Annotated in this window: 23 protein-coding genes and 5 tRNA genes; 7 read left to right on the forward strand and 21 right to left on the reverse strand. The window is 52.8% G+C overall.

Translation table 11 applies throughout. The features are described from left to right. Positions 1–11 precede the first annotated feature (11 nt). The 8 genes from leuS to R3196_RS01380 are packed head-to-tail and all read right to left on the reverse strand — an operon-like array spanning position 12 to position 9,205. A complete protein-coding gene (gene leuS, locus R3196_RS01345) occupies positions 12–2,597 on the reverse strand; it encodes a leucine--tRNA ligase (RefSeq protein WP_318934934.1) in 2,586 nt (861 codons plus the stop codon). 50 nt (positions 2,598–2,647) lie between these two features. After that, positions 2,648–2,842, reverse strand: a complete 195-nt coding sequence (locus R3196_RS01350; protein WP_318934807.1) for a hypothetical protein — start codon at positions 2,840–2,842, stop codon at positions 2,648–2,650. A 45-nt stretch (positions 2,843–2,887) separates the two neighbouring features. Further along, positions 2,888–4,429 (reverse strand): apolipoprotein N-acyltransferase, encoded by a 1,542-nt coding sequence (gene lnt / locus R3196_RS01355; protein ID WP_318934808.1) that lies wholly within the window; start codon positions 4,427–4,429, stop codon positions 2,888–2,890. Positions 4,430–4,435: 6 nt separating this feature from the next. Beyond that, a complete protein-coding gene (gene corC, locus R3196_RS01360) occupies positions 4,436–5,314 on the reverse strand; it encodes a CNNM family magnesium/cobalt transport protein CorC (protein WP_318934809.1) in 879 nt (292 codons plus the stop codon). A gap of 18 nt (positions 5,315–5,332) precedes the next feature. Then, positions 5,333–5,803 (reverse strand): rRNA maturation RNase YbeY, encoded by a 471-nt coding sequence (ybeY, locus tag R3196_RS01365; RefSeq protein WP_318934810.1) that lies wholly within the window; start codon positions 5,801–5,803, stop codon positions 5,333–5,335. Continuing rightward, positions 5,800–6,804 (reverse strand): PhoH family protein, encoded by a 1,005-nt coding sequence (locus R3196_RS01370; protein WP_318934811.1) that lies wholly within the window; start codon positions 6,802–6,804, stop codon positions 5,800–5,802. The genes ybeY and R3196_RS01370 overlap by 4 nt, the downstream gene beginning before the upstream one ends. A gap of 20 nt (positions 6,805–6,824) precedes the next feature. Further along, the gene (miaB, locus tag R3196_RS01375) at positions 6,825–8,267 is read right to left on the reverse strand and encodes a tRNA (N6-isopentenyl adenosine(37)-C2)-methylthiotransferase MiaB (protein ID WP_318934812.1); all 1,443 of its coding nucleotides are present in this window, start codon (positions 8,265–8,267) and stop codon (positions 6,825–6,827) included. Positions 8,268–8,320: 53 nt separating this feature from the next. After that, on the reverse strand, positions 8,321–9,205 hold the full coding sequence (locus R3196_RS01380) for a DMT family transporter (RefSeq protein ID WP_318934813.1): 885 nt from the start codon (positions 9,203–9,205) through the stop codon (positions 8,321–8,323). Positions 9,206–9,318: 113 nt separating this feature from the next. On the opposite strand from R3196_RS01380, the gene R3196_RS01385 reads away from it, so the two are divergent. Beyond that, on the forward strand, positions 9,319–10,449 hold the full coding sequence (locus R3196_RS01385; RefSeq protein ID WP_318934814.1) for an FAD-dependent oxidoreductase: 1,131 nt from the start codon (positions 9,319–9,321) through the stop codon (positions 10,447–10,449). A 78-nt stretch (positions 10,450–10,527) separates the two neighbouring features. Here the strand turns inward: R3196_RS01385 and R3196_RS01390 are convergent. The 7 genes from R3196_RS01390 to R3196_RS01420 all read right to left on the reverse strand — a co-directional run bounded on the left by R3196_RS01390 (position 10,528) and on the right by R3196_RS01420 (position 13,391). After that, a tRNA-Leu gene (locus R3196_RS01390) sits at positions 10,528–10,614 on the reverse strand. 17 nt (positions 10,615–10,631) lie between these two features. Next, positions 10,632–10,706, reverse strand: a tRNA-Gln gene (locus tag R3196_RS01395). Between the two features lie 82 nt (positions 10,707–10,788). Then, positions 10,789–10,863: transfer RNA gene (locus tag R3196_RS01400), tRNA-Gln, on the reverse strand. A 35-nt stretch (positions 10,864–10,898) separates the two neighbouring features. Continuing rightward, positions 10,899–10,983, reverse strand: a tRNA-Leu gene (locus tag R3196_RS01405). A 13-nt stretch (positions 10,984–10,996) separates the two neighbouring features. Beyond that, positions 10,997–11,073: transfer RNA gene (locus tag R3196_RS01410), tRNA-Met, on the reverse strand. A gap of 218 nt (positions 11,074–11,291) precedes the next feature. After that, positions 11,292–11,960 (reverse strand): SDR family oxidoreductase, encoded by a 669-nt coding sequence (locus tag R3196_RS01415; protein WP_318934815.1) that lies wholly within the window; start codon positions 11,958–11,960, stop codon positions 11,292–11,294. 30 nt (positions 11,961–11,990) lie between these two features. Beyond that, positions 11,991–13,391, reverse strand: coding sequence for a class II fumarate hydratase (locus R3196_RS01420; protein ID WP_318934816.1), 1,401 nt, complete (start codon positions 13,389–13,391; stop codon positions 11,991–11,993). A gap of 108 nt (positions 13,392–13,499) precedes the next feature. Between R3196_RS01420 and R3196_RS01425 the strand changes: the two genes are divergently transcribed. From R3196_RS01425 to R3196_RS01445, 5 genes are read left to right on the forward strand one after another with little or no spacing between them, the layout of a single operon-like run. After that, a complete protein-coding gene (locus R3196_RS01425) occupies positions 13,500–14,159 on the forward strand; it encodes a methylamine utilization protein (protein WP_318934817.1) in 660 nt (219 codons plus the stop codon). Next, positions 14,152–16,470, forward strand: coding sequence for a putative bifunctional diguanylate cyclase/phosphodiesterase (locus R3196_RS01430; protein WP_318934818.1), 2,319 nt, complete (start codon positions 14,152–14,154; stop codon positions 16,468–16,470). The genes R3196_RS01425 and R3196_RS01430 overlap by 8 nt, the downstream gene beginning before the upstream one ends. Next, positions 16,470–17,312 (forward strand): DUF3034 family protein, encoded by an 843-nt coding sequence (locus R3196_RS01435; RefSeq protein ID WP_318934935.1) that lies wholly within the window; start codon positions 16,470–16,472, stop codon positions 17,310–17,312. Before R3196_RS01430 ends, R3196_RS01435 begins: the two co-directional genes overlap by 1 nt. Before the next feature lie 19 nt (positions 17,313–17,331). Next, entirely contained in the window at positions 17,332–17,751 is a 420-nt protein-coding gene (locus tag R3196_RS01440) for a group 1 truncated hemoglobin (RefSeq protein ID WP_318934819.1), read from the forward strand. 41 nt (positions 17,752–17,792) lie between these two features. After that, complete coding sequence (locus R3196_RS01445; RefSeq protein ID WP_318934821.1) at positions 17,793–19,169, forward strand: YfcC family protein; 1,377 nt, start codon at positions 17,793–17,795, stop codon at positions 19,167–19,169. A gap of 82 nt (positions 19,170–19,251) precedes the next feature. On the opposite strand, the gene ychF is transcribed toward R3196_RS01445, so the two are convergent. From ychF to lolB, 6 genes are all read right to left on the reverse strand, one after another. Continuing rightward, positions 19,252–20,343, reverse strand: coding sequence for a redox-regulated ATPase YchF (gene ychF, locus R3196_RS01450; protein WP_318934822.1), 1,092 nt, complete (start codon positions 20,341–20,343; stop codon positions 19,252–19,254). 5 nt (positions 20,344–20,348) lie between these two features. Next, the gene (gene pth, locus R3196_RS01455) at positions 20,349–20,939 is read right to left on the reverse strand and encodes an aminoacyl-tRNA hydrolase (RefSeq protein WP_318934824.1); all 591 of its coding nucleotides are present in this window, start codon (positions 20,937–20,939) and stop codon (positions 20,349–20,351) included. A 6-nt stretch (positions 20,940–20,945) separates the two neighbouring features. Further along, complete coding sequence (locus tag R3196_RS01460; RefSeq protein ID WP_318934825.1) at positions 20,946–21,626, reverse strand: 50S ribosomal protein L25/general stress protein Ctc; 681 nt, start codon at positions 21,624–21,626, stop codon at positions 20,946–20,948. Between the two features lie 112 nt (positions 21,627–21,738). Then, positions 21,739–22,686, reverse strand: coding sequence for a ribose-phosphate pyrophosphokinase (locus R3196_RS01465; protein ID WP_318934827.1), 948 nt, complete (start codon positions 22,684–22,686; stop codon positions 21,739–21,741). An 8-nt stretch (positions 22,687–22,694) separates the two neighbouring features. Further along, positions 22,695–23,564 carry a 4-(cytidine 5'-diphospho)-2-C-methyl-D-erythritol kinase gene (gene ispE / locus R3196_RS01470; protein WP_318934828.1) on the reverse strand — a complete coding sequence of 290 codons (870 nt, stop codon included), beginning with the start codon at positions 23,562–23,564 and terminating at the stop codon, positions 22,695–22,697. Further along, positions 23,552–24,181, reverse strand: coding sequence for a lipoprotein insertase outer membrane protein LolB (gene lolB / locus R3196_RS01475; protein WP_318934830.1), 630 nt, complete (start codon positions 24,179–24,181; stop codon positions 23,552–23,554). The genes ispE and lolB overlap by 13 nt, the downstream gene beginning before the upstream one ends. 98 nt (positions 24,182–24,279) lie before the next feature. Here lolB and hemA point away from each other — a divergent pair, with 98 nt between their 5' ends. Next, entirely contained in the window at positions 24,280–25,530 is a 1,251-nt protein-coding gene (hemA, locus tag R3196_RS01480; protein WP_318934831.1) for a glutamyl-tRNA reductase, read from the forward strand. Positions 25,531–25,541 lie beyond the last annotated feature (11 nt).

Consider the following 25,541-nt stretch of genomic DNA (forward strand, 5'->3'; position numbering starts at 1 on the left):
CGATTTCCGGTTCAGTTAGCCACAATATTGACTAACTTTCCGGGCACATAAATCTGTTTACGGATGGTTTTGTCAGCCGTGAAGCGGGCAACATTTTCATCCTGTAATGCAGCCGCAATGACGGTCTCCGCGGAAGCGTCCGCCGGCACAGTCAGCTTGCCTCTTACTTTACCGTTTACCTGGATGACTATCAGCACTGATGACTCGACCAGAGCTTTTTCATCATATTCAGGCCATGGTGCGAAATTAGCGTCGCTACTATGGCCCAGCGCCTGCCATAACACTTCACTCAGGTGTGGTGTTACCGGGGCCAGCATCAGCACTACAGCATCCAGCGCCTCGGCCATAATGGCACGGTCCGAAGGGCTCTCCAGAGACGCCTTCTGTAATTTATTCAGTAGTTCCATAATAGCGGCAATGGCGGTATTAAAGTGTTGCCGACGGCCCATATCATCGGTGACTTTCTGAATGGTGCGGTGCACGTCACGGCGCAGATCTTCCTGCGCAGCGCTGAGGTCCTGCCAGTTATCGGCCCGCGGTTGGTCACTGACGGCAACAAAATCGCTGACCAGACGCCAGACGCGGCGTAAAAAACGCTGCGCGCCCTCAACGCCGGAATCGGACCATTCGAGAGTGGCTTCTGGTGGCGCGGCAAACATCATAAATAAACGAACAGTATCAGCCCCGTATTTATCGATCATGACCTGGGGATCAATACCATTGTTCTTTGATTTGGACATTTTGGTCATGCCGCCGTAGTTGACGGGGTTACCATCGCTGCGCAGCACAGCGGAAACAATCTTGCCTTTTTCGTCACGCTGAATGTCCACGTCCAGCGGTGAGTACCAGGTGGTCACGCCGCTGGCATCTTCACGATAATAAGTATCAGCCAGCACCATGCCCTGGGTTAATAACCGCTTAAAAGGTTCGTCTGAATTAACCAGGCCGGCATCGCGCAGGAGTTTATGGAAGAACCGTGCGTACAGCAGGTGCAGGATGGCATGTTCAATACCACCGATGTACTGGTCGACGGGCAGCCAGTAGTTGGCCTGCTCGGGGTCGAGCATACCGTCCTGATAATTGGCACTGCAATAGCGAGCGTAATACCAAGATGACTCCATAAAAGTATCAAAGGTATCGGTCTCATGTTCTGCCGGTTGCCCCTGATAGCTAGTCTGCCGCCACTGTGGGTCCGCTTTAATCGGCGAGGTGGTGCCATCCATGATCACGTCTTCCGGCAAGGTCACGGGCAACTGGTCTTCAGGTACTGGCACCGAGCTGCCATCGGCCAGATTCAGCATAGGGATGGGCGCACCCCAATAGCGTTGACGGGATACACCCCAGTCGCGTAAACGGTAGTTAACCTGGCGGCGGCCAATGCCTTTTTGTTCCAGCGCCGCGGCAATGGCATTAAAGGCCTCTTCGCTGCTCAGCCCGGTATATGGTCCTGATTCAATAGTGAGGCCTTTTTCAGTAATAGCGCTGTTACTGATATCGCCTTCACCTGAGTGTGGAGCGATAACAGGTTTGATCGGTAACTGATAAGTGGTGGCAAACTCCCAGTCACGCTGATCATGGGCTGGTACCGCCATCACGGCGCCAGAGCCGTAATCCATCAGTACAAAGTTAGCGACCCATACCGGAATCTTCTCGCCGGTTAGTGGATGAATGGCGCGCATGCCAGTATCCATACCTTTCTTCTCAATAGTGGCAAGGTCGGCTTCAGCCATCTTGGCTGATTTAATAGACTCGATAAACGCGGCTAGCTCCGGATTATTTGCCGCTGCCCTGCGGGCTAATGGGTGCTGCGCGGCAACGGCCATATAAGTGACCCCATACAGGGTATCCGGGCGGGTGGTGTAGACGGTCAGTGGATCGTTTTGTGCGCTGACACTAAAATCGATCTCGACCCCTTCCGAGCGACCGATCCAGTTGCGCTGCATGGTCTTAACCTGCTCCGGCCAACCTTCCAGTTGTTCAAGATCGTCTAATAGTTCGTCCGCATACGCGGTAATTTTTATAAACCACTGTGGAATTTCTTTTTGTTCAACTTTGGCGCCCGAGCGCCAGCCTCGTCCGTCAATAACTTGTTCATTGGCCAGTACCGTCTGATCAACCGGATCCCAGTTCACTGTGGCATGTTTTTTATAAACCAGGCCTTTTTCGAAAAGCTTGGTGAAGAACCATTGTTCCCACCGGTAATAGTCTGGTTTGCAGGTCGCGATTTCGCGTGACCAGTCATAGCTAAAGCCAAGCGATTTCAGCTGATTGCGCATGTAATCAATGTTCTGATAAGTCCACTTCGCCGGTGCCGTCTGGTGCTGAATAGCAGCATTTTCCGCTGGCAAACCGAAGGCATCCCAACCCATCGGCTGGAGCACATTTTTGCCCTGCATCCGCTGATAACGGGCAACGACGTCGCCAAGGGTGTAATTGCGCACATGACCCATATGGAGTTTGCCACTGGGGTAGGGAAACATAGCCAGACAATAAAACTTTTCCTGATCTGGCTTCTCGCTCACGGCGAACAGATTTTCATTCTCCCAGCGTTGCTGAGCGGCTGACTCAATGGCCGCCGGATCGTAGTGGTCCTGCATCAGTTTAGACATTTCAAATTCCGTATAACGACATAATAAAAAAGGAAATCTTACAGGGCGTACCACATCAGCAGCATCACAATAAGGGCCGCCACACCGAAAAAGGCGTACTCAATACGTTGACGTTGTTGCGCATCCCGGTCTTCCGGGTTGCGATGCAACAGGTACATTGCCAGAGAGGTCACACCTAAGGTGCCGGCAGCAACTAGAAGGGCAAAAATAATCGCACTGATAATATTAGCCATGGTGAAGTCCATTATTTATTGAATAGGGAGTTAATTGCCAACAGTTTACTTATTTTGGCGCCGCTTGACCATGCTGAATATAGGGATGAAGCCAAGGAAAATAGCCAGTAACCAGTTTAGTGAAGATCCCCAGCGGGAAAAACCTGTGGTTCCGTTTACTACTGCCAGATCCGCACTCAGGGTGGCGGCGGTAAACTGCGGCGCGGTTTGTACCTGCTGACCGCGTTCGTCAACCAGCGCGCTGATGCCGCTGTTGGTTGCGCGAATTAGCGGGCGACCCAGTTCAAGCGCTCGCATGCGGGCAATCTGCATGTGCTGGGCGGGGCCGTGAGAACGACCAAACCAGGTATCATTACTGACCGTCAGAATAAAGTCCGTGTCTTGTTGCAGATTGGCCCGAACCTGCGCCGGAAACAGAATTTCATAACAAATGGCCGCATTAAGACGGAAGCCTCGAGCGTTCAGGTTTGGCTGACGGAAGCTGCCCCGGGAAAAAGATGACATCGGTAAATCGAATAACGGCGCTAACGGGCGGATGAAATCTTCAAATGGCACAAATTCACCAATAGGTAGCAGGTGATGCTTACGGTAGCGGTTGCCATGGCCATGGTGATAGGGCTGCTCAACCTGATCCTCAGCATCTTGTCCGAGCACAATCAGGCTGTTGTAATAGTTATCATTCTGATAATCAATAATACCGGTAATCAGGGCCGTTTCAGTGGCTGCAGCATGCTCGTGCATATCTGACAGCACATCATCAGTGAAAGGCTCTGGCATGGTCACCGCAGATTCAGGCCAGACGATGATGTCGTGCTGTTCATAGTAAGGGCGGCTGAGATTAAGGTAACGCATCAGGGTAGGCCAGTGCTGATCCGGATTCCATTTAACTGACTGGCTGATATTACCCTGCACCAGCAGGACCCTCGCTGATTCGCCGGTACGCTCAAGGGGCGATAGCAGCGGCAGCACAAACGTCAGCAGCAGCGGGGCAGCTGCCACCACGAGGAAATACGCCTTGCGGGTCTGCAGCCACCGGATTAAGGTGATACTCACCATCAGCATGACCAGAGTGATCCCCGCACCGCCCAGCCAGGGAGCGTAGTTGCCTAAGGCGCTGTCGGTCTGGGTATAACCAAGTTCAAGCCAGGGGAAACCGGTCAGCAACCAACCGCGCAGACTTTCGGTACCCAGCCATATTAGCGGTAGCAGCCAGATAGCTGCGTCAGCGAACCAGCGTGAACTGCGACGCCACAACCACAGCGCCAGAGCCGGAAACAGGCTGAGGTAGAGAAACAGCACTATCAGCACGGCCACTGACAGGATTGGATGCAGTCCCCCGAAACTGTCAATGCTGACGTAAATCCAGCTCAGGCCGGCACTAAACCAGCCAAAACCAAAAAAGTAACCCGTTTGTGCAGCCTGACGTGGGGAACTGCGTCGCGTTAGTGCCAGTAATAGCACCAATACCGGAATCGTTAGCCAGGCTTGGTTAAAGGGCGCATAACTAAATACCAGGCTGGCTCCAAGTAGCAGCGCGGTAAGGCGGTGAATGAGCGGTTGCCAGCGCGGGCGTGTAAGCGTCAACATCAGGACCTAGTCTGCGTCAGTGGCTGATGTTTGCTCCGGGATAGTAATTTGTAACTGCTGGATGCGGCGCTTATCGGCGCCGGTAACCTTGAACAAAATACCAGCCAGAGTAATCTCTTCGCCGGGCTGCGGCAAATGACCAAAGCCATGAGCCACCATGCCGCCTATAGTGTCATACTCTTCATCCCCATAGCGGGTGTCAAAATAGTCATTGAAATCTTCAATGGTGGTCAGCGCTTTTACTGAATAACGGGATTTATTTATGCGCCGGATGTCGGCTTTGAGGTCTTCATCGAAATCCGTTTCATCTTCGATTTCGCCAACGATCTCTTCAAGAATATCTTCGATAGTAACCAGACCGGAAACGCCGCCATATTCATCAACGACAATAGCCATATGGTAACGCTGTTCGCGAAACTCTTTGAGTAGCACGTCGACGCGCTTGCCTTCCGGGACAATCACGGCAGGGCGGATAACTTTGGTCAGGGAAAATTCTTCATCAGTCATGCCAAAACCGTAGGCCAGCAGATCTTTGGCCAGCAAAATACCTTCAATATGGTCTTTATTTTCACTGACCACAGGATAACGGCTGTGTTGTGAGTCTATTACTATTGGCAGGAAGGATTCGACCGTCTGGTTGATATCAATGGTCACCATCTGGGAGCGCGGCACCATAATGTCCCGAACCTTGAGTTCGGCGACGTCCAGCACCCCTTCGATCATTTCTTTGGTATCGTTATCAATCAGGTCACGCTCTTCGGCGTCCTGAATCATATCGACGAGTTCTTCGCGGCTGCTCGGCTCTCCGGTAAACACCTGCAACAGTTTGGTTGCCCACGATTTACGTGAAGAGCCGCTGCTAGAGTGGGGATTATCATCGCTCATTTGCTGGTCTTACTCCGTTTAGACATAATCATCAACATAGGGGTCAGCATAACCCAATGCCTCGAGAATTTGTTGTTCGAGGCGTTCCATGACCACTGCCTCATCGTCGTCAATATGGTCATAACCTAGCAAATGCAAGGTGCCGTGTACAATCATATGCGCCCAGTGTGCAGTCAGTGGCTTCTGCTGCATGGCCGCCTCACGTTCGATAACCGGTCCACAAATTACCAGATCGCCAAGCAACCGCACCGGTAATTCAATCGGAGCCTCGAAAGGGAATGACAGGACATTGGTTGGATAATCGCGTTGCCGGTAACTCTGATTCAGTTCCAGCGCTTCGGTTTCGTCCACTATACGGACAGTGAGTTCACAAGGCTCTTGTTCTTCTATCTGGCGCAACGCAGCACTGACCCAAAGCTCTATATCCGCTTCAGCGGGCGGTTTGGCGCAAGTTGAAGCAAGCTGAAGATCAATAGTAACGTGGCTCACGGATTTTTCTCTTCAAAGGAATCATAAGCCTGAACGATACGTTGTACCACCGGATGCCGGACCACGTCAGTTGCCTGGAAGAAGGTAAAGCTAATATCGTCAATATCTTTAAGAACTTCGATAACATGGCGCAGCCCGGATTTTTGTCCACGGGGCAGATCGACCTGAGTGATATCGCCGGTAATGACCGCCCGCGAATTAAAACCGATCCGGGTTAAGAACATCTTCATTTGTTCACAGGTCGTGTTCTGGCTTTCATCGAGGATAATAAAAGCGTCATTGAGGGTGCGGCCACGCATATAAGCCAGCGGTGCAACTTCAATGACGTTACGTTCAATCAGTTTTTCGACTTTCTCGAAGCCAAGCATTTCAAACAGGGCATCGTATAGCGGCCGCAGGTAGGGGTCGACTTTCTGCGCCAGATCTCCCGGTAAGAAGCCGAGCTTTTCACCCGCCTCAACAGCTGGCCGGGTCAGCAATATGCGGCGTATTTCCTGACGCTCCAGCGCATCAACAGCGCAAGCAACCGCGAGATAGGTTTTACCGGTGCCAGCCGGGCCGACGCCAAAATTCACGTCATGACTGAGAATCGCGCGCACGTAGCCAGCCTGATTGGGGTTACGGGGTTTGATCAGGCCACGCTTGGTTTTGATATGCACCATCTTATCCAGCGTCGGATCGGCCGCTTTGGGATCGGCAGGCTCCTGTTCCAGAACTTTGGCCTCCTGAATGGCCAGATGCACCTGCTGGGGATCAATTTCGCTGGACTCACCTTTGACTACCGCGGTCTCAACATAGAGGTCACGAAGAATAGTGGCCGCTGCTTCAGCGGTGTGGGCGGGACCAATAATACGGAACGCATTGCTGCGATAGGTTATTTCAACGCCCAGACGGCGTTCGATGTGCTTCAAATTCTCATCAAAAGGGCCGGTCAAATCCGCCAGACGGCGGGAGTCTGCGGGCGCTAAATCAATATCCAGGGTAGTCGGGGATGAACTCAAAAAAACCTCTTTAATTTTGGTTAAAGCGACACCGTCGGTATCACTGTGGTAACACCCAGATGATCCGGCTGGCTCCGTACTTTTTTACTCAGAATGGCCTGGGGAGCGGTATCCACGCGCAGTCCCATTTCCGCTTCGGTGCGGAGCAGTTCACCCCGCAGCGAGTTAACAAACACGTCGTTGATGTAAACGTCAACGAACTGGCCGATAAGATCAGGTGAGCCGACAAAGTTGACTACCCGGTTGTTCTCGGTGCGGCCGCTAAGCTCCATTGGATCTTTCTTCGACGGTCCGATAACCAGAATGCGTTGCTCCGTGTGTAACATACGCCGCGCGTGAGCATGGGATTGTTGGTTCAGGCGTTGTTGCAGTAATTGCAGGCGCACTTTTTTGGTATCTTCACTAACATCATCAGGCAGATCAGCTGCCGGTGTACCCGGCCGAGCGCTGTAGATAAAACTGAAGCTCATATCAAAATCAACAGCCTGGATCAGATCCATGGTTGCCTCAAAGTCGGCATCGGTTTCACCCGGGAAGCCGATGATGAAATCAGACGACATGGCAATATCCGGGCGCACTTTGCGCAGCTTGCGGATCTGCGATTTGTATTCAATCGCGGTATGGCCGCGCTTCATCAGCGTAAGAATGCGATCTGAGCCACTTTGTACTGGTAGGTGCAGGTGATCCACCAGCTCCGGAATAGCGGCATAGGCTTCAATAATATCGTCGGTAAACTCCACCGGATGTGAGGTTGTATAGCGGATGCGGTCAATGCCATCAATCGCAGCAACCAGATGCAGCAATTCGGCAAAGCGACAGGTGCTGCCATCGTAACGCTCGCCGCGGAAAGCGTTTACGTTTTGTCCGAGCAGATTAACTTCACGTACGCCCTGATCTGCTAACTGGGCAATCTCAAATAACACGTCATCAACCGGGCGACTGACTTCTTCGCCACGGGTATAAGGCACTACACAAAAGGTACAATATTTGCTGCAGCCTTCCATAATAGAAACGAAGGCGGTCGGGCCATCGGCACGCGGTTCCGGTAAACGATCAAACTTTTCAATTTCCGGAAACGAAATATCGACCATGGGGGCATGGTTTTCCTGCACGGAATTAACCATTTCTGGCAAGCGGTGCAGGGTTTGCGGACCGAATACGATATCGACGTAAGGCGCCCGGGCGCGGATATGATCGCCCTCTTGTGAGGCAACGCAACCGCCGACACCAATCAACAAGCCTGGTTTCTTATCTTTCAGGTTTTTCCAGCGGCCGAGTTGATGGAATACTTTTTCCTGAGCTTTCTCACGAATTGAACAGGTATTGAGCAGGATCAGATCAGCGTCTTCGGGCTCTGCCGCGACGTCGTAGCCATGGGTCGACTTGAGCAGATCAGCCATTTTGGCTGAGTCGTACTCATTCATCTGACAACCCCAGGTTTTGATATATAACTTCTTGCTCATAGGTCTTGCGGTCTCACTGGTAAAACGGACTGCTATTTTAGCGTGAACTGCAGTCAACTGCCAACTTTGCCGCCAGTTTCTGCTTTTCTGCGGGTACGCAGTGCAAGATATCCAGCCGCGGTAATAATAATGGCGCCGATGAACATATACCAGGTGATGGGTTCATTCCAGAACAGGTAGCCCATAAGCGCGGCGAAAACCACTGAACTATAAGTAAAAACACCCACCCGCGCCGCTGGTGCCAGCGAAAACGCTTTGGTCATCCCGAGCTGTCCGGCTACGGCCAGCAAGCTCATCGCCATAATTGCCAAGCCATGTTCGCTGGCAATGGAGTCGCCGCGCCAGATCAGTGGAATGGCCGAGAGTACTGTGGCGAGGGTGGCAAAATAGAAGACGATCTTAGTGGATGATTCCGTAGCCGACATGCGTCGGATCAAGGTTTTCGTATAAGCGGCCAGTACCGCCGCTAAAAACGCCACCAGAATGACTGGTGACAGATCAGCGTTTAGCGGATTTAAAAATATAAAAACGCCGATAAAACCGATGGCGATAGCTAGCCACGTTTGCGGTAATACCAGTTCCTTTAACCAAAAGCGGCTGATTATCGGGATTAAAAATGGCGACAGCAACAGCACCAGTGTGGCCTGCGCCAGCGGCAGATGAGCCAGCGCATAGAAGAACAGATACATGGCTGCCAGGCCAGCTATACCACGGCTAAGGTGAAAACGCCACACGGTGGTTCTGAAGGCCGCCGGGCCTTTACGCCAAAGCCAGGGAAGTAACACCACAAAAGCCATGAGGTTACGAAAAAATACCAGTTGTTCAGAGGGCAGGTCGGTACTCAGGTATTTGACCAGCGCACTGACGCCGGCAAAACAGAATTCAGCCGCGAGCACCAGTGCCGAAGCAATGAGAATTGTGCGATGTGGTGTTTCCATACAGGACCCGGACAATGAAGAAGCATTATCTTATCATGACTGTGCGGTGTATTCTGAAGGCAGAATTTTTTATTATGTAAGTATAATGAATACAGCAAGCAGGATTAAAGCAGATGCATATTGTGATTATCGGTGGTGGCCTGGTCGGCGCCGCAGCGGCTGCTGAAGCTGCCGCTAACAACCACCGGGTAACTCTGATTGAGCGCTCGGCACCCGAGCCTACCGGCGAGGCATGGGATCTGCGAATTTCTTCAGTGCATCTGCAGAATGTCGACTGGTTGCGGGAGCTGGGCATCTGGCAGCGCGTTCCCTGCCATCGCCAGCGCAGTTATACCAGCTTAGCGGTACAGAGCCTGGATCAACAACAGGTTAGCTTTACTGCAACGGAAGTCGGTACCGGGACACTGGGAGCCATGGTTGAAAATAATGCGCTACAGTATGCCATGTGGCAACAGCTTGCTGAGCATCCTCTGGTGACCTGTATAACTGGTGCCACCCTGGTGTCAGTTGACTGGTCGCAACAGCTGGCTAAGCTGGATAATGACGACTCAATAGTCTTTGATCTGCTGCTTGGTGCCGACGGTGCGTTTTCTTCGGTGGCAACTATGGCCGCTATTAGCACGCGTGGCTGGGATTATGATATGCGCTGTTTGCTGGCTGTCGTAACGACCGAAAAGCCAGTTGCGCCTGCTACCTGGGAAAATTTCCGACCCTGCGGACCTTATGCGCTGCTACCACTTGATGATCATCAGGCGTGTCTGATTGATTACCGCAGCAACCAGACCTGGACAGCGCTGGAAGCCGCTGGTAAAACACAGGTCCGGAACGAACTGCAGAAAGTCTTTGCGCCGCGGGTGGGGCCATTTACTGTGCAGCGAGCGGCCAGTTTTCCGCTGCGCCGACAGCGCGCGTTGCGCTATTACGCTCATGATTGCGTGGCGCTTATCGGCGATGCCGCCCATAGCATTCATCCGCTGGCCGGTCAGGGCGTGAATCTTGGCTTTGGTGATGTGCAGCAACTGATGAAGTCGCTGCAACAGCCTCATCTCCCGACAGCGCTAGCTGACTACCAGCGTCAGCGGTTGGCGGTAAATCAACGCATGATGCGGGCAATGGACGCGATTCACCTGGGTTTCCGCTCCCGGCATTTATTGCCGCGGGCAGCGGTTGGTCTGAGCCTGGCTCTGACAGCGCGGGTAGCGCCACTGAAACGACGTATTATCCGGGCGGCTATGGGCGAGTAAATTACCGGGGGGATAGAAACAAAAAAACCGCCAGCGGCGGTTATTTTTGTTCTTGCTTGTTGCTCACCACCATTAAAGTGGTGCGGAGGGGGGGACTTGAACCCCCACGAGCTTTCGCTCACTAGCACCTGAAGCTAGCGCGTCTACCAATTCCGCCACCCCCGCAACAAACAGGAGATAAATGGCTGGGGTACCAGGATTTGAACCTGGGAATGGCGGGATCAAAACCCGCTGCCTTACCGCTTGGCTATACCCCAAACTCAGGCCCCACAGCTAATGTGGGCGTATATTACCTGAAAACATCCACAAAGCAAGCGTACTTTTTACGATATTTTTAAGTGGCTGGGGTACCAGGATTTGAACCTGGGAATGGCGGGATCAAAACCCGCTGCCTTACCGCTTGGCTATACCCCAACTAGCTTAAAAATCTGCTTGTTAGTCTGATGAGTTGGTGCGGACGGAGAGACTTGAACTCTCACGCCGTGAAGCACTGGAACCTAAATCCAGCGTGTCTACCAATTCCACCACGTCCGCCCAAAAGTTCTGATGGTGGCTACGGCGGGATTCGAACCTGCGACCCCAGCATTATGAGTGCTGTGCTCTAACCAGCTGAGCTACGTAGCCATTTCAGAATTATCAAACTGCGCTCTGTGAGTGCGGCGCGTATTATGCAAATCAGGGACCATAGCGTCAACCTATTTTTCGCAAAATACGCTGGGAATAGGTGCGATTGTTTAAAAAACCGATAGTTTGGTTATTTAATCGACGAGTTGGTGCTCAAGCGTGGAAACCACCCGCTCAATTTTCAGATGCGCGGGCGGTTTCCGTTGTCAGTGCTGCAGTTACCAGGGTAGGGATTCGCCATTACTATGCCGGAAGTGTCCGGTGTTAGACAGGCCTAACTCATCAATTCGCTGCACCAGGCGGGCAGCTGCGTCTTCCGGCGTTATATCTCCCTGTTTGTCGACCATATCGGTTTTGACGAAGCCGGGATGCAACATCCCTACGGCGATGCCGTGATCCTGTAAATCATTTGCCAGCGAAACCCCGGCTGCGTTTAATGCCGCTTTACTCATGCGGTAGCCATAATAACCGCCCGAGCCATTGTCAGCCATGGAGCCCATTCTGCTGGTAATCATCGCAACTTTGCTGCCTTCACGCATTGAAGGCTGCAGGGCTTCAGTCAGCAGCAGTGGGCCGACGGCATTCACGCGGAACTGTTGCTCGATACTGTCGCGGTCAAGGTCACCGAGATCTTCATTTTTCAGCTGTCCGGCATTATTAATCAACACATCAACGGTGCGATCAGAAAGCGCCGCGGCGGCTTTTTTGATGCCTTCAGGATCAGTGACATCAATACCTTCGACGATATTCACATCAAGCTCTTTGAGTTCGGCTGAAGGAGAACGGCATAGCGCAGTAACCCGGTCGCCGCGTTCAACGTACTTTTTAGTCAGGGCCAGGCCAATGCCGCGGTTTGAGCCGGTAATGACAACGTGAAGCTTACTCATAACGTACTCCTTTTAATTTATCTGTTTGTGCTAGGATTTATCCTCTTCGCCAGGCACGCCGCCCTGCGTTAATTGCTGCGGATCAAGCAGTTGCTCAAGGCGCTGACGGGATAAATCAGTCATTTCTTCTGCCACATCAATGATTGGCCGCTGCTCTTTATAAGCTTGTTTGGCAATGCTGGCGGCTTTGTCGTAACCGATCTCACGGTTGAGCGCGGTGACCAGAATCGGGTTACGTGACAGCGCATCATTCAATCGCTCATGATTCACAGTAAAGTCGGCGATGGCGTCATTGGCCAGGGTACGGCAGGCGTTACTAAGTAATTCAATACTTTGTAACTGATTATAAGCAATCACCGGCAACATGACGTTGAGCTGAAAATTACCTTGTTGCGCAGCAACACTAATGGTCTGATGGTTACCGGCGATCTGCGCCGCAACCATAGCAACCGCCTCGGGGATAACCGGGTTCACTTTGCCAGGCATAATGCTGCTGCCCGGCTGTAATGCCTTAAGACTAATTTCTGCTAAGCCGGCTAGTGGGCCACTATTCATCCAGCGTAAATCATTGCTGATCTTCATCAGCACCGCGGCGAGGCTGTTGAGGATCCCCGACAAGAGTAAGTTGACCTCCTGCCCGGCAATGCCACTAAACAGATTAGGCGCCGGCCTGAAATTGTGGGCAGTGCGCTTGCTCAGATAGTCACAGAATAGCGGACTGAATTGCCGCGGCGCATTAATACCGGTGCCCACGGCGGTGCCGCCCTGGGGCAACTGGCTAAGCTGCTCCAACTGATGCTCCAGGGCTTGCTGACAGTGCGCTAATTGATGCTGCCAGGCCTGGAGTTCTTGCGCCATAGTGATCGGCATGGCATCCATCAAGTGGGTGCGCCCGGTTTTTACTGTCCCCGTCAGGGTCTCCGCCTTATTCCCGATAATTTGCTGAAGATGGTTCAGGGCGGGCAGCAGGTTTTTGGTAATAGCTAAGGTGACACCGACCTGGATGGCGGTCGGAATCACATCATTGCTGCTCTGGCTGGCATTCACATGATCATTGGGATTGATATCCACGCCGGACTGCTGACTGGCGAGGCTGGTCAGCACCTCATTCATATTCATATTGGTACTGGTACCGGAACCGGTCTGGAAAATATCCAGTGGAAATTCCTGGAAATGATCACCGTCAATAACAGCGCCAGCGGCTCTAACGATAGCGTCTGCCTGTTCGCGGGTAAGAATGCCAAGTTGCTGGTTGGCCTGGGCTGCTGAAGCTTTGATGGACGCCAGCGCGCTGATGAAAGAGGTTGGGAAGCGCAACTGGCTAAGTTGGAAGTTTTGTCGTGCTCGTTCGGTCTGAGCTCGCCATAAAGCATGAGCAGGAACTTCAATTTTCCCCATGCTGTCAGTTTCGGTACGCGTTTGCTTCGTCATTGCTGGCTCCCGTTCTTGTGATCTGTTTGTTTTGCTTTACTCTATAAGTAAGGTACAGAAGAGATAACGTTCATATAACTCTTAGATAACTACAAGCATGGGTGGTCGATGCGCAACTTTCAAATTATTTTCGCCTGCCTGGTCGCCGCCGGTGCCGCTATACCCTCCGTGCCGCAGGCCAGACAGCTGACGGTAACCGTGGTGGATAATCAGGGCCGGCCGCTACCTGAGGCTGTGGTCAGCATCGCTGCACAACAAAGCTCGCCTGGTACGGCGACTATGGACCAGGTAGACAAACTGTTTGTTCCCTTTGTACTGGCGGTGAATGCTGGTAGCCAGGTGCAGTTTCCAAATAGTGATAACCTGCGTCATCAGGTCTATTCGTTTTCTAAAACCAAGCCCTTCGAACTGCCACTGTACAGTAACCAAGAGGCACCGGAACTAATATTTGAAGAGCCGGGCATAGTGGTACTCGGTTGTAATATACATGACCACATGAGGGCTTATATTTATGTCAGCCCCCACGGGCAGTCAGTGACCACTAATAACGCTGGCGTGGCCACTCTGGAACATCTTGCTACCGGGCCTGTTATCGTTTACGCCTGGTATCCGGGGCTGGGCGCCGAAATTACTGCTGAAAAGGTATTCACTGTCGATGCTGATGCAACGACTCTGTCGGTGGCGTTGCCGGTTAAACCAGACGGCCAGTCGCCACCGCCGCCGTCGTCGTTACAGCAACGCTTTAACCGGTTAAAAAATAATGGTTAACAGTTTTCGTAGCCGCTTGTTGCTGATGTTCGCCAGTCTCGCTGGCGGGGTGTTGCTTATTTCCCTGATTGCGGTTTGGCTGGCAACCAGTAATCAGTCGGAACGAACCATTGAGCGTGAACTGGAGGTGAGTGAGCGGGTGCTTGGCGAACTACTGCGGGCGCGCAGCGCGCAGTTGCTGCAGGCAGCGGAAGTTCTGACCAATGATTTTGGCTTTCGTGAGGCCGTAGCCAGCGGCGACGAAGAAACTATCGTATCGGCGCTAATTAATCACGGTGAGCGTATCGGTACCGAACTCATGGTGTTGCAAAGCCCGGCCGGCGATCCGATAGCCGCAACTCATGATGTAACGCTACTGCCTGCCAGAGATGAGCTGGTAGAGATGGATAAAAGCGCCGGACTGGTGCTGGTTGACGATACGATTTATCAGTTGGTGACGGTACCGGTAAAAGCACCTGACCTGATCGCCTGGGCAACCCTGGGCTTTGCGGTCGATGATGAGTTGTCGGCACTGATGCAACAACTGACCAACGCCAATATTTCTTTTATCGATGTGCAGCGGGCGGAGGTATTCGCTTCCAGCCTTCCGGTTATTGAGCAACAAGCGCTGAGCGCGCTGCCGGGGAATCTGAATGCCCTGAAGCGGTGGCTGACGGAGCAGGAAATGGCGGCTCATCTGGTAAGCCTGCAAAACAGTGACCTGGCATTCAGTACCGATGATGATCTCTATATTCTGCTAACCACCGACCGTGCGGCTGCCGCAGCAGAATTTTTGTTGTTACGGCGGCAGTATATAGGTATCGGGGTGGTTACCTTAGTGGTGGCGCTGTTGCTGGCAGGACTAACTGCGCGCCGCATCAACCAGCCGCTGGCACGTCTAAATGACGCTGCTGAAGCCTTGCGCAGTGGCGATTACAGTGAACCTGTTGAGCTGAATCGCACCGATGAGTTTGGCCAGCTGGGGCGTGCTTTTGACAGCATGCGGCAAGCTATCAGTGAACGTGAGCAGCATATTGTTTATCAGGTGGAACACGATCTGCTGACCGGTTTGCCGAACCGTGCATCATTCCAACGCCGCCTCAACCACTCGCTAAAGGAAGGGCGAGGTGGGGTGCTCGGAGTACTGAATGTTATCCGCTTCCGGGAGATCAATGATCGGCTGGGTCAGCGCATTGGTGACCAGATTCTGCAACTGGTTGGCAAACGACTGGAGAACAACATCGATGATGCCTGGTGGCTTGGCCGTCTGGCAGGTGACGAATTTGTCTTGCTCAGTGACGGCAAAGACCTGCAGTCCTTTGAGCTTTTACTTGAGCGACTGAAGCCACTGCTGGAGCAACGCTGGATGCTGGGCGCGTCCCATTATCTGCTGGATTTCCGGGTTGGTTATCTTGAATATCCTGATCATGGCGAGGATGTTGACACTTTAGTACGCCGGGCCCAGATCTGCTCAACCCTGGCGAAACAGAAGAAAGAGTTTGCCCGCGCCTACGAATCCGGCATGGACGAGACCTATATGCGCCGGCTGCAGATCCTCAAGGCCCTGCCCGAAGCAGTCAGTAAAAATGATCTGCAGCTACACTTTCAACCTAAGCTTGATTGCCAGCACGGCACTGTCATTGGAGCCGAAGCGCTGGTCCGCTGGCGCCACGACGAGCTTGGCGTGGTGCGGCCTGATGAGTTTATTCCGTTAGCTGAGCAAACCGGTGAAATTAACCGGATAACCCGCTGGGTATGTGCGGCGGCATTGGATCAACTCCAGCTCTGGCATGAGCAAGGCCATTCGCTGGTGATGGCGATCAACCTCTCGGCGCTGGATTTGCAGTGGGATGAGCTGGGTGATTACCTGGCTGGGTTACTGAAGGCCCGGGGGCTGCCGCCGGGCCGGGTAACCCTGGAGGTGACAGAAAGCGCGGTAATGGCTGATCCTGAACAGGCTATCGCACGGCTGGGTCAGCTGCGCGCTGCTGGTATGCGCATTTCGATTGATGACTATGGTACGGGCTACTCCTCGCTGGCTCAGCTGAAACGCCTGCCAGTGGATGAACTGAAGCTGGACCGTTCATTCATAACTGAATTGTCGGCTAACCGAGCCGATCAAACTATAGTTCGATCGACTCTGGCTCTAGCGCACGAAATGAACCTGGCGACGGTCGCCGAGGGCGTGGAAGATGAATCGGCCTGGCAAGTATTACGTCAACTGGGCTGCGAGACCATGCAGGGCTTTTATTTCAGCCGGCCGCTGGCCGCCGTCGAATTCGACAAATGGCTGCACAATTATGAAGTGCCTCATACAAAGGAGCTCAAATGATGCGGCCGACTATTATTAGCTGTTTCTGGATAAGCGTTCTGATGACCGTAGTGCCTGCCCATGCCGGTAAGGGACGCCTGCTCGCCACTGGCGGTGTGACGAACATAGAAGGCTCCGGTGGAGGCGGCATTACCCCCTGGGCAAGTCTCTCCAGTTATGCTGAAGCAGATGAATGGGGAGCCACACTGACTTATAGTGCCGCAGGGGTCGATGATTTTGGCTTGCGTGTGCAAGGTGTCAGTGTGACTTATGGAAACCGCGTTGAAGTATCCTATGCTCGCCAGCAGTTTGATTTAGACACCATCGGTGGCGAGCTGGAACAGGATATCTGGGGCGCCAAAGTCCGGCTGACCGGCGATCTGATTTATGGTGACATACCCCAGATCAGTCTTGGCGTGCAACATAAGAAAAATCGCACTTTCGCGTTGCCCCAAGCCGTTGGCGCCCGGTCTGATAAAGGTACGGATTACTACCTCAGCGCTGGCAAGGCATGGTTGCACGGGCCTTTCGCCCGAACCTGGCTGGCCAATATCACCCTGCGTGCAACTAAAGCGAACCAGACCGGATTACTGGGATTTGGTGGCGATAAGGGCAATAGTCACGAGCTGATGGCAGAAGCCGCCGTCGCCATGTTCGTCAATCGCTACTGGGTGATAGGTACTGAATACCGGCAAAAACCAGATAATCTCGGGTTCGCTGGCGAACATGACTGGCATGATGTATTTGTGGCCTGGTTCCCGAATAAGACGATGGGCGTGGTCGGCGCTTATACTAATCTCAAATCCATCGCCGGACTACCTGATCAGAAAGGTTGGTACCTATCGTTGCAAGTCACCTTTTAGTTCTGAGGAGATTATTTAAGTGAGCAAACCGATATCGCTCGTGCTGATGTTATTATTGTGGCTGACGCCGGTTCCAGTCAAAGCGCAGCAGTTATATCAGGAACTCGGCGGCCGCAGTGGTATCAGCCAGCTGGTAGAAACCTTTATTCTGGAGATCGCACAGGACGATCGCATTATTCATTATTTCGCAAATGCGGATATCGACCGCTTTCACGAAATGCTGACTATTCATCTTTGTGAGGTGAGCGGCGGGCCTTGTAAATATGAGGGAGCGGCGATGCGCAATGTTCACCGCGGTATGGCCATTTCAACCAGTGAATTTAATGCCCTGGTGGAGGACTTAATCGCGGCCATGGAAGCTGAGGAAATCCCGGTAGGTACACAAAATAAGTTACTTGCTATACTGGCGGCCATGCGTGACGACATAATCCTTTTATAAAAAATTATTTATAACAAGTCATAAAACAGGGTCTTCTCATAATGATAAAAATAAAGATTCCCCATACGCTGGTATTAATGATGTACTTGATGGTAGGGGCCTTGATTCTTACCTGGTTAATCCCCGCGGGCGAGTTTGAGCGTACCGTTAATGACATTGGCCAGACCGTAGTCAGCGCCGGTAGCTATACTCAGCTTGAAGAGCAGCCGTTGCTCAACCCACTCACTTTGTTTACCGTCATCCCCCAGGCACTTGCTGATGCGTCCGGTGTGATCTTCTTTGTGCTGCTTATTGGCGGGGTAATGGGTATTTTGCGTGCGACGGGTATGCTGGATGCTGTAATTGGTCTGCTGCTGCAGCGCTTTGCCGATAAAACCGGCTGGTTGATATTCGGTGGTATGCTGACCTTCGGTATCTTTTCGGCGCTTATTGGCGTGGCCGAAGAGTACCTGATTTTCGTGGCCATGCTGGTGGCCCTGTGCCGCGCGCTCAAACTCGACGGCATAACTGCGATGGGCATTCTCATTGTCGGCTACGGCATTGGCTATGGCTTATCGCTGTTTAACCCCTTTACCTTACTGATCGCACAGTCAATTGCTGAGGTGCCGCCGGCGTCTGGCCTGTGGTATCGGCTGGTGCTCTGGGTACCCATTTTTGCTATCGGCTTTCATCACGTTTACCGTTATGCGAAAAAGGTGGCCGCTGATCCAAGCCAGTCACTGGTAGCGGATATTACCCCGCCCGAGCTGACTGATACCAAGACATACCCGCAACTAAACGGCCGCCATAAACTCATTTTACTTGGCTTTGTCGCAGTGCTGGTGTTGCTGGTTTACGGCATCGTTGCCCACGGCTGGTATCTGATCGAGCTGAGTGCGCTCTTTCTTGGTTTTGGCCTGTTTGCAGCGCTGGTATCGCGCATGGGCAGCGATAGCGCAGCCCAACGCTTTATCGAAGGAGCCAGTGAACTGACGGCGACGGCGCTGCTGATCGGCTTTGCCCGGTCGATAGCGATGATTCTGGAGCAGGGCCAGGTACTGGATACGGTTATTTACTATATGGCCATGCCGGTGGAAGCATTTGGTGCGCACTTCGGCGCCGTCAGTATGCTGATCATCCAGAGTATGCTGAATTTATTTATTCCGTCGGGCAGTGGCCAGGCTTTTGTCACGATGCCAATTATGGTACCGATTGCGGATACCGCCGGCATAGGCCGGCAGGTTGCGGTTCTGGCGTTCCAGATGGGCGATGGCCTGATGAATATGATTGTGCCGACGAATCCGGTATTAATGGGAATTCTTGGTCTGGCGGGAGTGCCTTACGAGCGTTGGTTTAAGTTCGTAGCGCCGTTACTGGTAAAATTACTCTTTGCTTGTGCAATAGCGATGGTGATTGCGGTAAGTATCGGGTATTCGTGATTTTACGTGGCAAGTGCAGTGGCTGAGAGCGGGGCAGAACCGCTCTCAGCTTAATGCTGTAAACTTTGGCTTTAAAACAGGATCAGACGTTAAAACGGAACAGAATAACGTCGCCGTCTTTAACGATATACTCTTTGCCTTCTTCGCGACGTTTGCCCGCTTCTTTTGCGCCTTGTTCGCCCTTATACTGAATGTAGTCGTCAAAGCCAACAACCACCGCGCGGATAAAGCCTTTCTCAAAGTCAGTGTGAATACGGCCGGCAGCTTGCGGGGCTGTGGCACCAACGGGTACGGTCCAGGCGCGAACTTCTTTCGGGCCGGCGGTAAAGTATGTCTGCAGGTTCAGCAATTCGTAGCCGCCACGAATAACGCGGTTCAGACCGGGTTCGGTCAAGCCTAAGTCAGCCATAAACTCGGCTTTCTCTTCGTCATCCAGTTCAGCGATTTCTGATTCGATCTCGGCACAGACCGGAACCACAATAGCGTCTTCTTTGGCGGCAATTTCACGAACCTTATCCAGGAAAGGATTATTCTCAAAGCCGTTGTCGTTAACGTTTGCGATATACATGGTGGGCTTGAGCGTCAACAGGTTATAAGAGCGGATAAGCGCGCGCTCATCGGGCGTCAGCGCTATGGAACGGGCCATTTCACCCTGTTCCAGCGCTGGTAGCAGTTTTTGCAGCACGGCAACTTCAGCAGCTGCCTGTTTATCGCCGCCTTTGGCTTTTTTGCTCAGACGGTGGATGGATTTCTCGACACTGTCCAGATCAGCCAGCGCCAGTTCCATATTAATGACTTCAATATCAGACTGAGGATCCACTTTGCCGGCGACATGGACGATATTGTCGTTCTCAAAACAACGGACCACATGGCCGATAGCATCGGTTTCACGAATATTGGCAAGGAACTGGTTACCCAGACCTTCACCTTTAGAGGCGCCTTTAACCAGGCCTGCAATATCAACAAATTCCATGGTGGTCGGAATAGTACGTTGTGGATTAACTACCGCAGCCAGCTGGTGCAGGCGCTCATCAGGTACAGCCACCACACCGGTGTTCGGCTCAATGGTACAAAACGGGAAGTTAGCAGCCTCGATGCCAGCTTTTGTCAGCGCATTAAACAAAGTTGATTTACCAACGTTCGGCAGGCCGACAATACCGCATTTGAAACCCATACTGATTACTCTCTCTGTGCTTTGAAACTGTGAAGGTGCTGTTGTGCCGCAATCATCCCCTGCTCAAGCAGAATTTTGATGCTGTGACAGGCTTGCGTAATGGTATCGTCCATCAATTGCTGTTCGGTGGCAGGCGCCTTGCCTAACACAAAACCCGTTACCCGGCTTTTGTCACCAGGATGACCGATACCAATACGTAAGCGATGAAATTCAGGACTGCCTAACTGCGCGACTATGTCCTTAATGCCGTTATGTCCGCCAGTGCCGCCGCCGGTTTTTAATTTAGCGGTACCCGGAGGCAAGTCAAGTTCGTCATATGCCACGAGAATTTCTTGCGGTGCAATTTTATAAAAGTTCGCCATTGCGGCAACGGATTGCCCACTGCGGTTCATGAAATTCATCGGGAGTAGCAGGCGCAAATCAAGGCTACCATGCTGGATACGAGCGGTGTGACCAAAAAATTTTGCTTCAGGCTGCAGCGCCTGACCATGTTGGCGGGCGAACTGTTCAACTAACCAGAAACCTGCGTTATGGCGGGTTTGAGAATATTCGGGGCCTGGATTACCCAGGCCCACGAGTAAGCGAATTGCAGACATGGGGACTTATTCGTCGCCTTTCTCTTCTGCGTCTTCGTCGCTTTCTTTAGTCGTCGGTACTTCAGCAGACGGTGCTTCTTCTTCTGGCTCTGGCTCTTTCTCAACACGCGGAGCAACGATTGAAACCACTGCCTGATCGTGATCTTCACCTTTAGTCAGCTCCACCAGCTCAACACCTTTAGGCATATGCAGGTCGGTCAGATGTAAGGTGTCGCCCAGTACCATGCCAGCTACGTCGATTTCGATGAATTCTGGCAGATCTTTTGGCAAACAGGTCACTTCAACGTCATTGATATGGTGAACAACAACACCACCTTCGTCTTTCACGCCAACAGATGCTTTCTCGTTGATGAAGTGAACCGGAACGTGAGTATGCAGTTTCTGACCTTTTTCAACACGCTGGAAATCCAGGTGCGTCAGCTTTGGCTTAAACGGGTGACGCTGAACATCTTTCAGAATCGCCTGATGTTTTTTGCCATCGATAACCAGAGTCAGGATATGCGAATAGAAGGCTTCGTAGTCTGCCATGTTGTTCACTTTGTTGTGATCAAGAGTCAGAGATACGGCTTCTTTGTTCGCACCGTATAAAATTGCAGGCAGTTTTTCCGCACGACGCAGGCGGCGGCTCGCACCTTTCCCTGTATCCGTACGCAGTTCTGCTTGGATTGTAAAATCAATAGTCGACATGATGGAGTGTCTCCGTTAAATAAAATAAGCCGGGTAATTCGCGACCAAAAACCCGACATGTACCTCGATTTCGAGGGCGCGGAATAGTAGCACCCGGCCCGACAAAATTCAATCAATACTCGAACATTGCTGAGATCGATTCTTCGTTACTCACCCGGCGCAACGCTTCGGAGAGCATACCGCTCAGCGTCAGCTGATGGACTTTGTCCAGTGCTTTCATATCTTTGCTTAGCGGAATACTGTCGGTGACGACTACCTGATCGATTTCTGAGTCGCGGATATTTGCTACCGCGTTGCCTGAGAAAACCGGATGTGTGGCATAGGCAAATACGCGACGTGCGCCATTTGCTTTCAGTGCTTCAGCTGCCTTACATAAGGTACCGCCGGTATCAATCATGTCGTCCACAATAATGCAGTCGCGGCCCTGGATATCACCGATGATATGCATGACTTGTGATTCATTGGCGCGGGGCCGGCGTTTATCGATAATGGCCAGGTCAATGTCATTGAGGAGCTTAGCGATAGCGCGGGCACGAACCACGCCACCGATGTCCGGCGATACCACCACCGGATTATGGAAGTCTTGTTGCCGCAGATGTTCAAGCAATACCGGGCTACCGAATACGTTATCTACCGGTACGTCGAAAAAGCCCTGGATTTGCTCAGCGTGCAAATCGACGGTTAATACCCGGTCGACCCCAACGCTGGACAGGAAGTCGGCGACGACTTTGGCGGTAATGGGCACCCGCGCAGAACGTACCCGGCGGTCCTGGCGGGCATAACCGAAATAGGGAATTACTGCGGTAATACGGCCGGCTGAAGCGCGACGTAACGCATCGACCATGACGATAAGTTCCATCAGGTTATCATTGGTCGGGGCACAGGTTGACTGGATAATAAAAACATCGGAACCGCGGACATTTTCATTAACCATGACGCTGATTTCGCCATCGCTGAAGCGACCGACATCGGCATCACCGAGTTTGATGTAAAGCCGGTCGGCTATTTTCTGGGCGAGTTCTGGCACGGCATTGCCAGCGAAGAGCTTCATATCAGGCACACTAAACCTCAATCTTGGTTGGTCAGGTTCACAGTTGAAGCCTGCCGTAGTAGCTGGCAGACCGGGGATTCGTTTACGCCTCTGGCAACAAGGCCTGTCCACTGGGCAGGCATTTGCTGCAACGCAGCACGCGCTTGCTGCTGACTGCTGAATCGTCCGAAGATACAGGCTCCGGTGCCAGTCAGCCGCGCTGGCGCGTATTCTACCAACCAGTCAAGGGCATTGGCAACTTCAGGATAAAGTCGGCGGACCAGCTGCTCGCAGTCATTGCGGGTATTTTCCCAGCTCCAGTCCTCAAGTTGCATCGGCGTGTGTTGGCGGGGCAGGTCAGGGTGGCGGAAAATATCGGCGGTACTGACTGCAATACCGGGGTGCACAATCAGATACCAGAGTGCTGGCGGCTGGGTTGGTGTTAGCTGTTCGCCAATGCCTTCGGCAAAGGCTGCCTGACCGCGAAGAAATACCGGTACATCGGCACCCAGCTGCAAACCAAGCTGTTGCAACTGTTGATCGCTTATATTCAGTTGCCAGAGCTGCCGCAACGCCAGTAAGGTTGTGGCTGCATCTGAAGAGCCACCGCCAAGGCCGCCGCCGAAGGGGAGCTTTTTCTCGAGATGAATACGCGCGCTCGCCTTGGGCGCACAATGGTGGCGTAACAACTTGGCCGCCCTGACTACCAGGTTATCCGGGCCGGCCAGGGCCGGATTGCTGCAGGAAAACTCAATGCCGCTCTGAGCAGTGTCCGAAAATGTCAGTTGGTCAGCCTGATCAATAAACTGAAACAAGGTTTGTAGCTGATGGTAGCCATCGCTGCGCCGCCCGGTAATGTGCAAAAATAAATTCAGCTTAGCCGGTGCCGGCAGGGTTAAATCAGCCACTGGGTAATCCGTAATTTAATGCGCCAGGCTGGAGCTGACAGGTGGAAGCTATGTGGTAGCAGAACGCCATCGACTGATGCGTAATGGCTAAGGCTGGCCTGCCATTGCTGGCCCGCCGCAGATAACTGATAACTGCTGAGCAGGGCAAGCTGCCCGGACTCCGTGCCCTGTAAAATAAACTCGCGGCCCGACATGCCCGGTAACTGGCGGCCCAGCACTAGTTCGCGCATCAGGTCGAGCGGCAGGTCGAGCCCGAAATATTGACTAAGCAGTTGTTCTGCGGTGGAGGCCTGGTACGTCATACCATCCTCGTCAGTGAGGATGGCGCCGAGGGGCGACTCTTCGAGTCGGGCCAGGGTGCCTTTTAATGGATGCGATAACCGCATAGACAGCGATGTCGGTGTTTGCTGCCAGTCAATGTAAACTGCGTGGCGCTCGTCCGCGGTCAAATCAAAGATTGCCAGCTGGCCGCGCAATGTCCAGTTATCAATGGCTGCCAGATTAGTCTGATGGCGGATCACTGCCGCAGAGTCCACGGCCGTAGCCGGGCTTGTTACCGGAATCGTGGTACAGGCGGTCAGACCCGCCAAAGCCAGTAATAGAACTAAGAGTTTCATACCTTCATCCAAACTGCGCCATGCTTTTCATCATGCGGGCTTTCACGTACAATTGCCAGCGTTTCGCAGTAGCCAGGGGCTCGTTTAATTCCGCTATTATGACCATTTTCGCACTCGGTGTTAACCATAAAACAGCTTCGGTTGCCTTACGGGAACGGGTAGCTTTCTCGGCTGAGCAGCTGCATCAGGCCTTGCCGGTGCTACGCGAGCAGACCGGCGTGCAGGAAGCGGTTATCTTATCGACTTGTAACCGCACTGAAATATACTGTCACGGTCAGGCTTCAGCGGCGCTCCTGCTCAGTTGGCTGGCTGACTATCATCAGCTGTCTGTGGCTGAGCTACGCACGCATTCTTATAGTTACGAAGATACTCAGGCTATTTCCCATTTAATGCGGGTGGCCAGCGGGCTCGACTCGCTGATACTTGGCGAGCCGCAAATTCTGGGGCAGGTGAAGCAGGCTTATCAGTTTGCAAAAAACCAGGCCAGTGTCGGTGGGGTTCTTGAACGGTTATTTCAGAATAGCTTCCGGGTCGCGAAAACCGTTCGCAGCGAAACCCGGGTAGGCGAAAATGCCGTCTCCGTCGCTTTCGCGGCGGTAAATCTGGCGCGCCATATTTTTGCTCAGCTCGATAGCGCCCGGGTATTACTGGTCGGCGCGGGTGATACCGCCGAGTTAGTTGCACAGCATCTAACCGAGCAGGGGGTGCAGCACCTGATGGTAGCGAACCGTACGCTGGATCGGGCTGCGGCTGTCGCCACCCGTTTTGGCGGCCAGGCCCATACCCTTGGCGAACTGCCTGAGCTCTTGCCCCAGGCTGATATCGTTATCAGTTCCACCGCCAGCACCTTGCCCATTATCGGTAAGGGCTTGGTTGAAAGCGCGCTGCGTGAACGGCGGCGGCAACCCATGCTGTTGATCGATCTGGCGGTACCGCGCGATATCGAAGCTCAGGTTAATGATCTTAATGATGCTTATTTATACACCGTTGATGATCTGCAGGGCATTATTACCGAAAATATTAAAAACCGCGAAGAGGCTGCTGCCGAGGCTGAGCAGATTATTGCTGAACAGACCGCAGCCTTCTCTGCCTGGCTACGCAGTCTGAACCACGTGGATTTGATCCGCGATTTTCGCACCAGAACCGAAGCCATGGCCGCTGAACAACTGGTAAGGGCTCAGGGGCAGCTGGCTGCCGGCAAAGCTTCGGATGAAGTCTTACAGGAACTGACGCAGCGGCTGACGCGACAATTTCTGCACGCGCCCACCCGAATTATACGTGCCGCAGGTGCTGAAGGTGATTACACCACCCTGGCGGTATTCAAACAATTTAATGCTGATGATGAATAAGGTTTCCGCTT

This window comes from Pseudidiomarina sp. (genome assembly GCF_033722695.1).
In the GTDB taxonomy this organism is placed as follows: domain Bacteria; phylum Pseudomonadota; class Gammaproteobacteria; order Enterobacterales; family Alteromonadaceae; genus Pseudidiomarina.

Coding starts and splice junctions, on each gene's coding strand:
- miaB (WP_318934812.1), bottom strand. CDS start 8,267: ATGAGCAAGAAGTTATATATCAAAACCTGGGGTTGTCAGATGAATGAG.
- R3196_RS01380 (WP_318934813.1), bottom strand. CDS start 9,205: ATGGAAACACCACATCGCACAATTCTCATTGCTTCGGCACTGGTGCTC.
- leuS (WP_318934934.1), bottom strand. CDS start 2,597: ATGCAGGACCACTACGATCCGGCGGCCATTGAGTCAGCCGCTCAGCAA.
- R3196_RS01420 (WP_318934816.1), bottom strand. CDS start 13,391: ATGACGAAGCAAACGCGTACCGAAACTGACAGCATGGGGAAAATTGAA.
- ychF (WP_318934822.1), bottom strand. CDS start 20,343: ATGGGTTTCAAATGCGGTATTGTCGGCCTGCCGAACGTTGGTAAATCA.
- R3196_RS01425 (WP_318934817.1), top strand. CDS start 13,500: ATGCGCAACTTTCAAATTATTTTCGCCTGCCTGGTCGCCGCCGGTGCC.
- pth (WP_318934824.1), bottom strand. CDS start 20,939: ATGTCTGCAATTCGCTTACTCGTGGGCCTGGGTAATCCAGGCCCCGAA.
- lolB (WP_318934830.1), bottom strand. CDS start 24,181: ATGAAACTCTTAGTTCTATTACTGGCTTTGGCGGGTCTGACCGCCTGT.
- hemA (WP_318934831.1), top strand. CDS start 24,280: ATGACCATTTTCGCACTCGGTGTTAACCATAAAACAGCTTCGGTTGCC.
- R3196_RS01445 (WP_318934821.1), top strand. CDS start 17,793: ATGATAAAAATAAAGATTCCCCATACGCTGGTATTAATGATGTACTTG.
- R3196_RS01435 (WP_318934935.1), top strand. CDS start 16,470: ATGCGGCCGACTATTATTAGCTGTTTCTGGATAAGCGTTCTGATGACC.
- R3196_RS01430 (WP_318934818.1), top strand. CDS start 14,152: ATGGTTAACAGTTTTCGTAGCCGCTTGTTGCTGATGTTCGCCAGTCTC.
- R3196_RS01385 (WP_318934814.1), top strand. CDS start 9,319: ATGCATATTGTGATTATCGGTGGTGGCCTGGTCGGCGCCGCAGCGGCT.
- lnt (WP_318934808.1), bottom strand. CDS start 4,429: ATGTTGACGCTTACACGCCCGCGCTGGCAACCGCTCATTCACCGCCTT.
- R3196_RS01350 (WP_318934807.1), bottom strand. CDS start 2,842: ATGGCTAATATTATCAGTGCGATTATTTTTGCCCTTCTAGTTGCTGCC.
- R3196_RS01460 (WP_318934825.1), bottom strand. CDS start 21,626: ATGTCGACTATTGATTTTACAATCCAAGCAGAACTGCGTACGGATACA.
- corC (WP_318934809.1), bottom strand. CDS start 5,314: ATGAGCGATGATAATCCCCACTCTAGCAGCGGCTCTTCACGTAAATCG.
- R3196_RS01415 (WP_318934815.1), bottom strand. CDS start 11,960: ATGAGTAAGCTTCACGTTGTCATTACCGGCTCAAACCGCGGCATTGGC.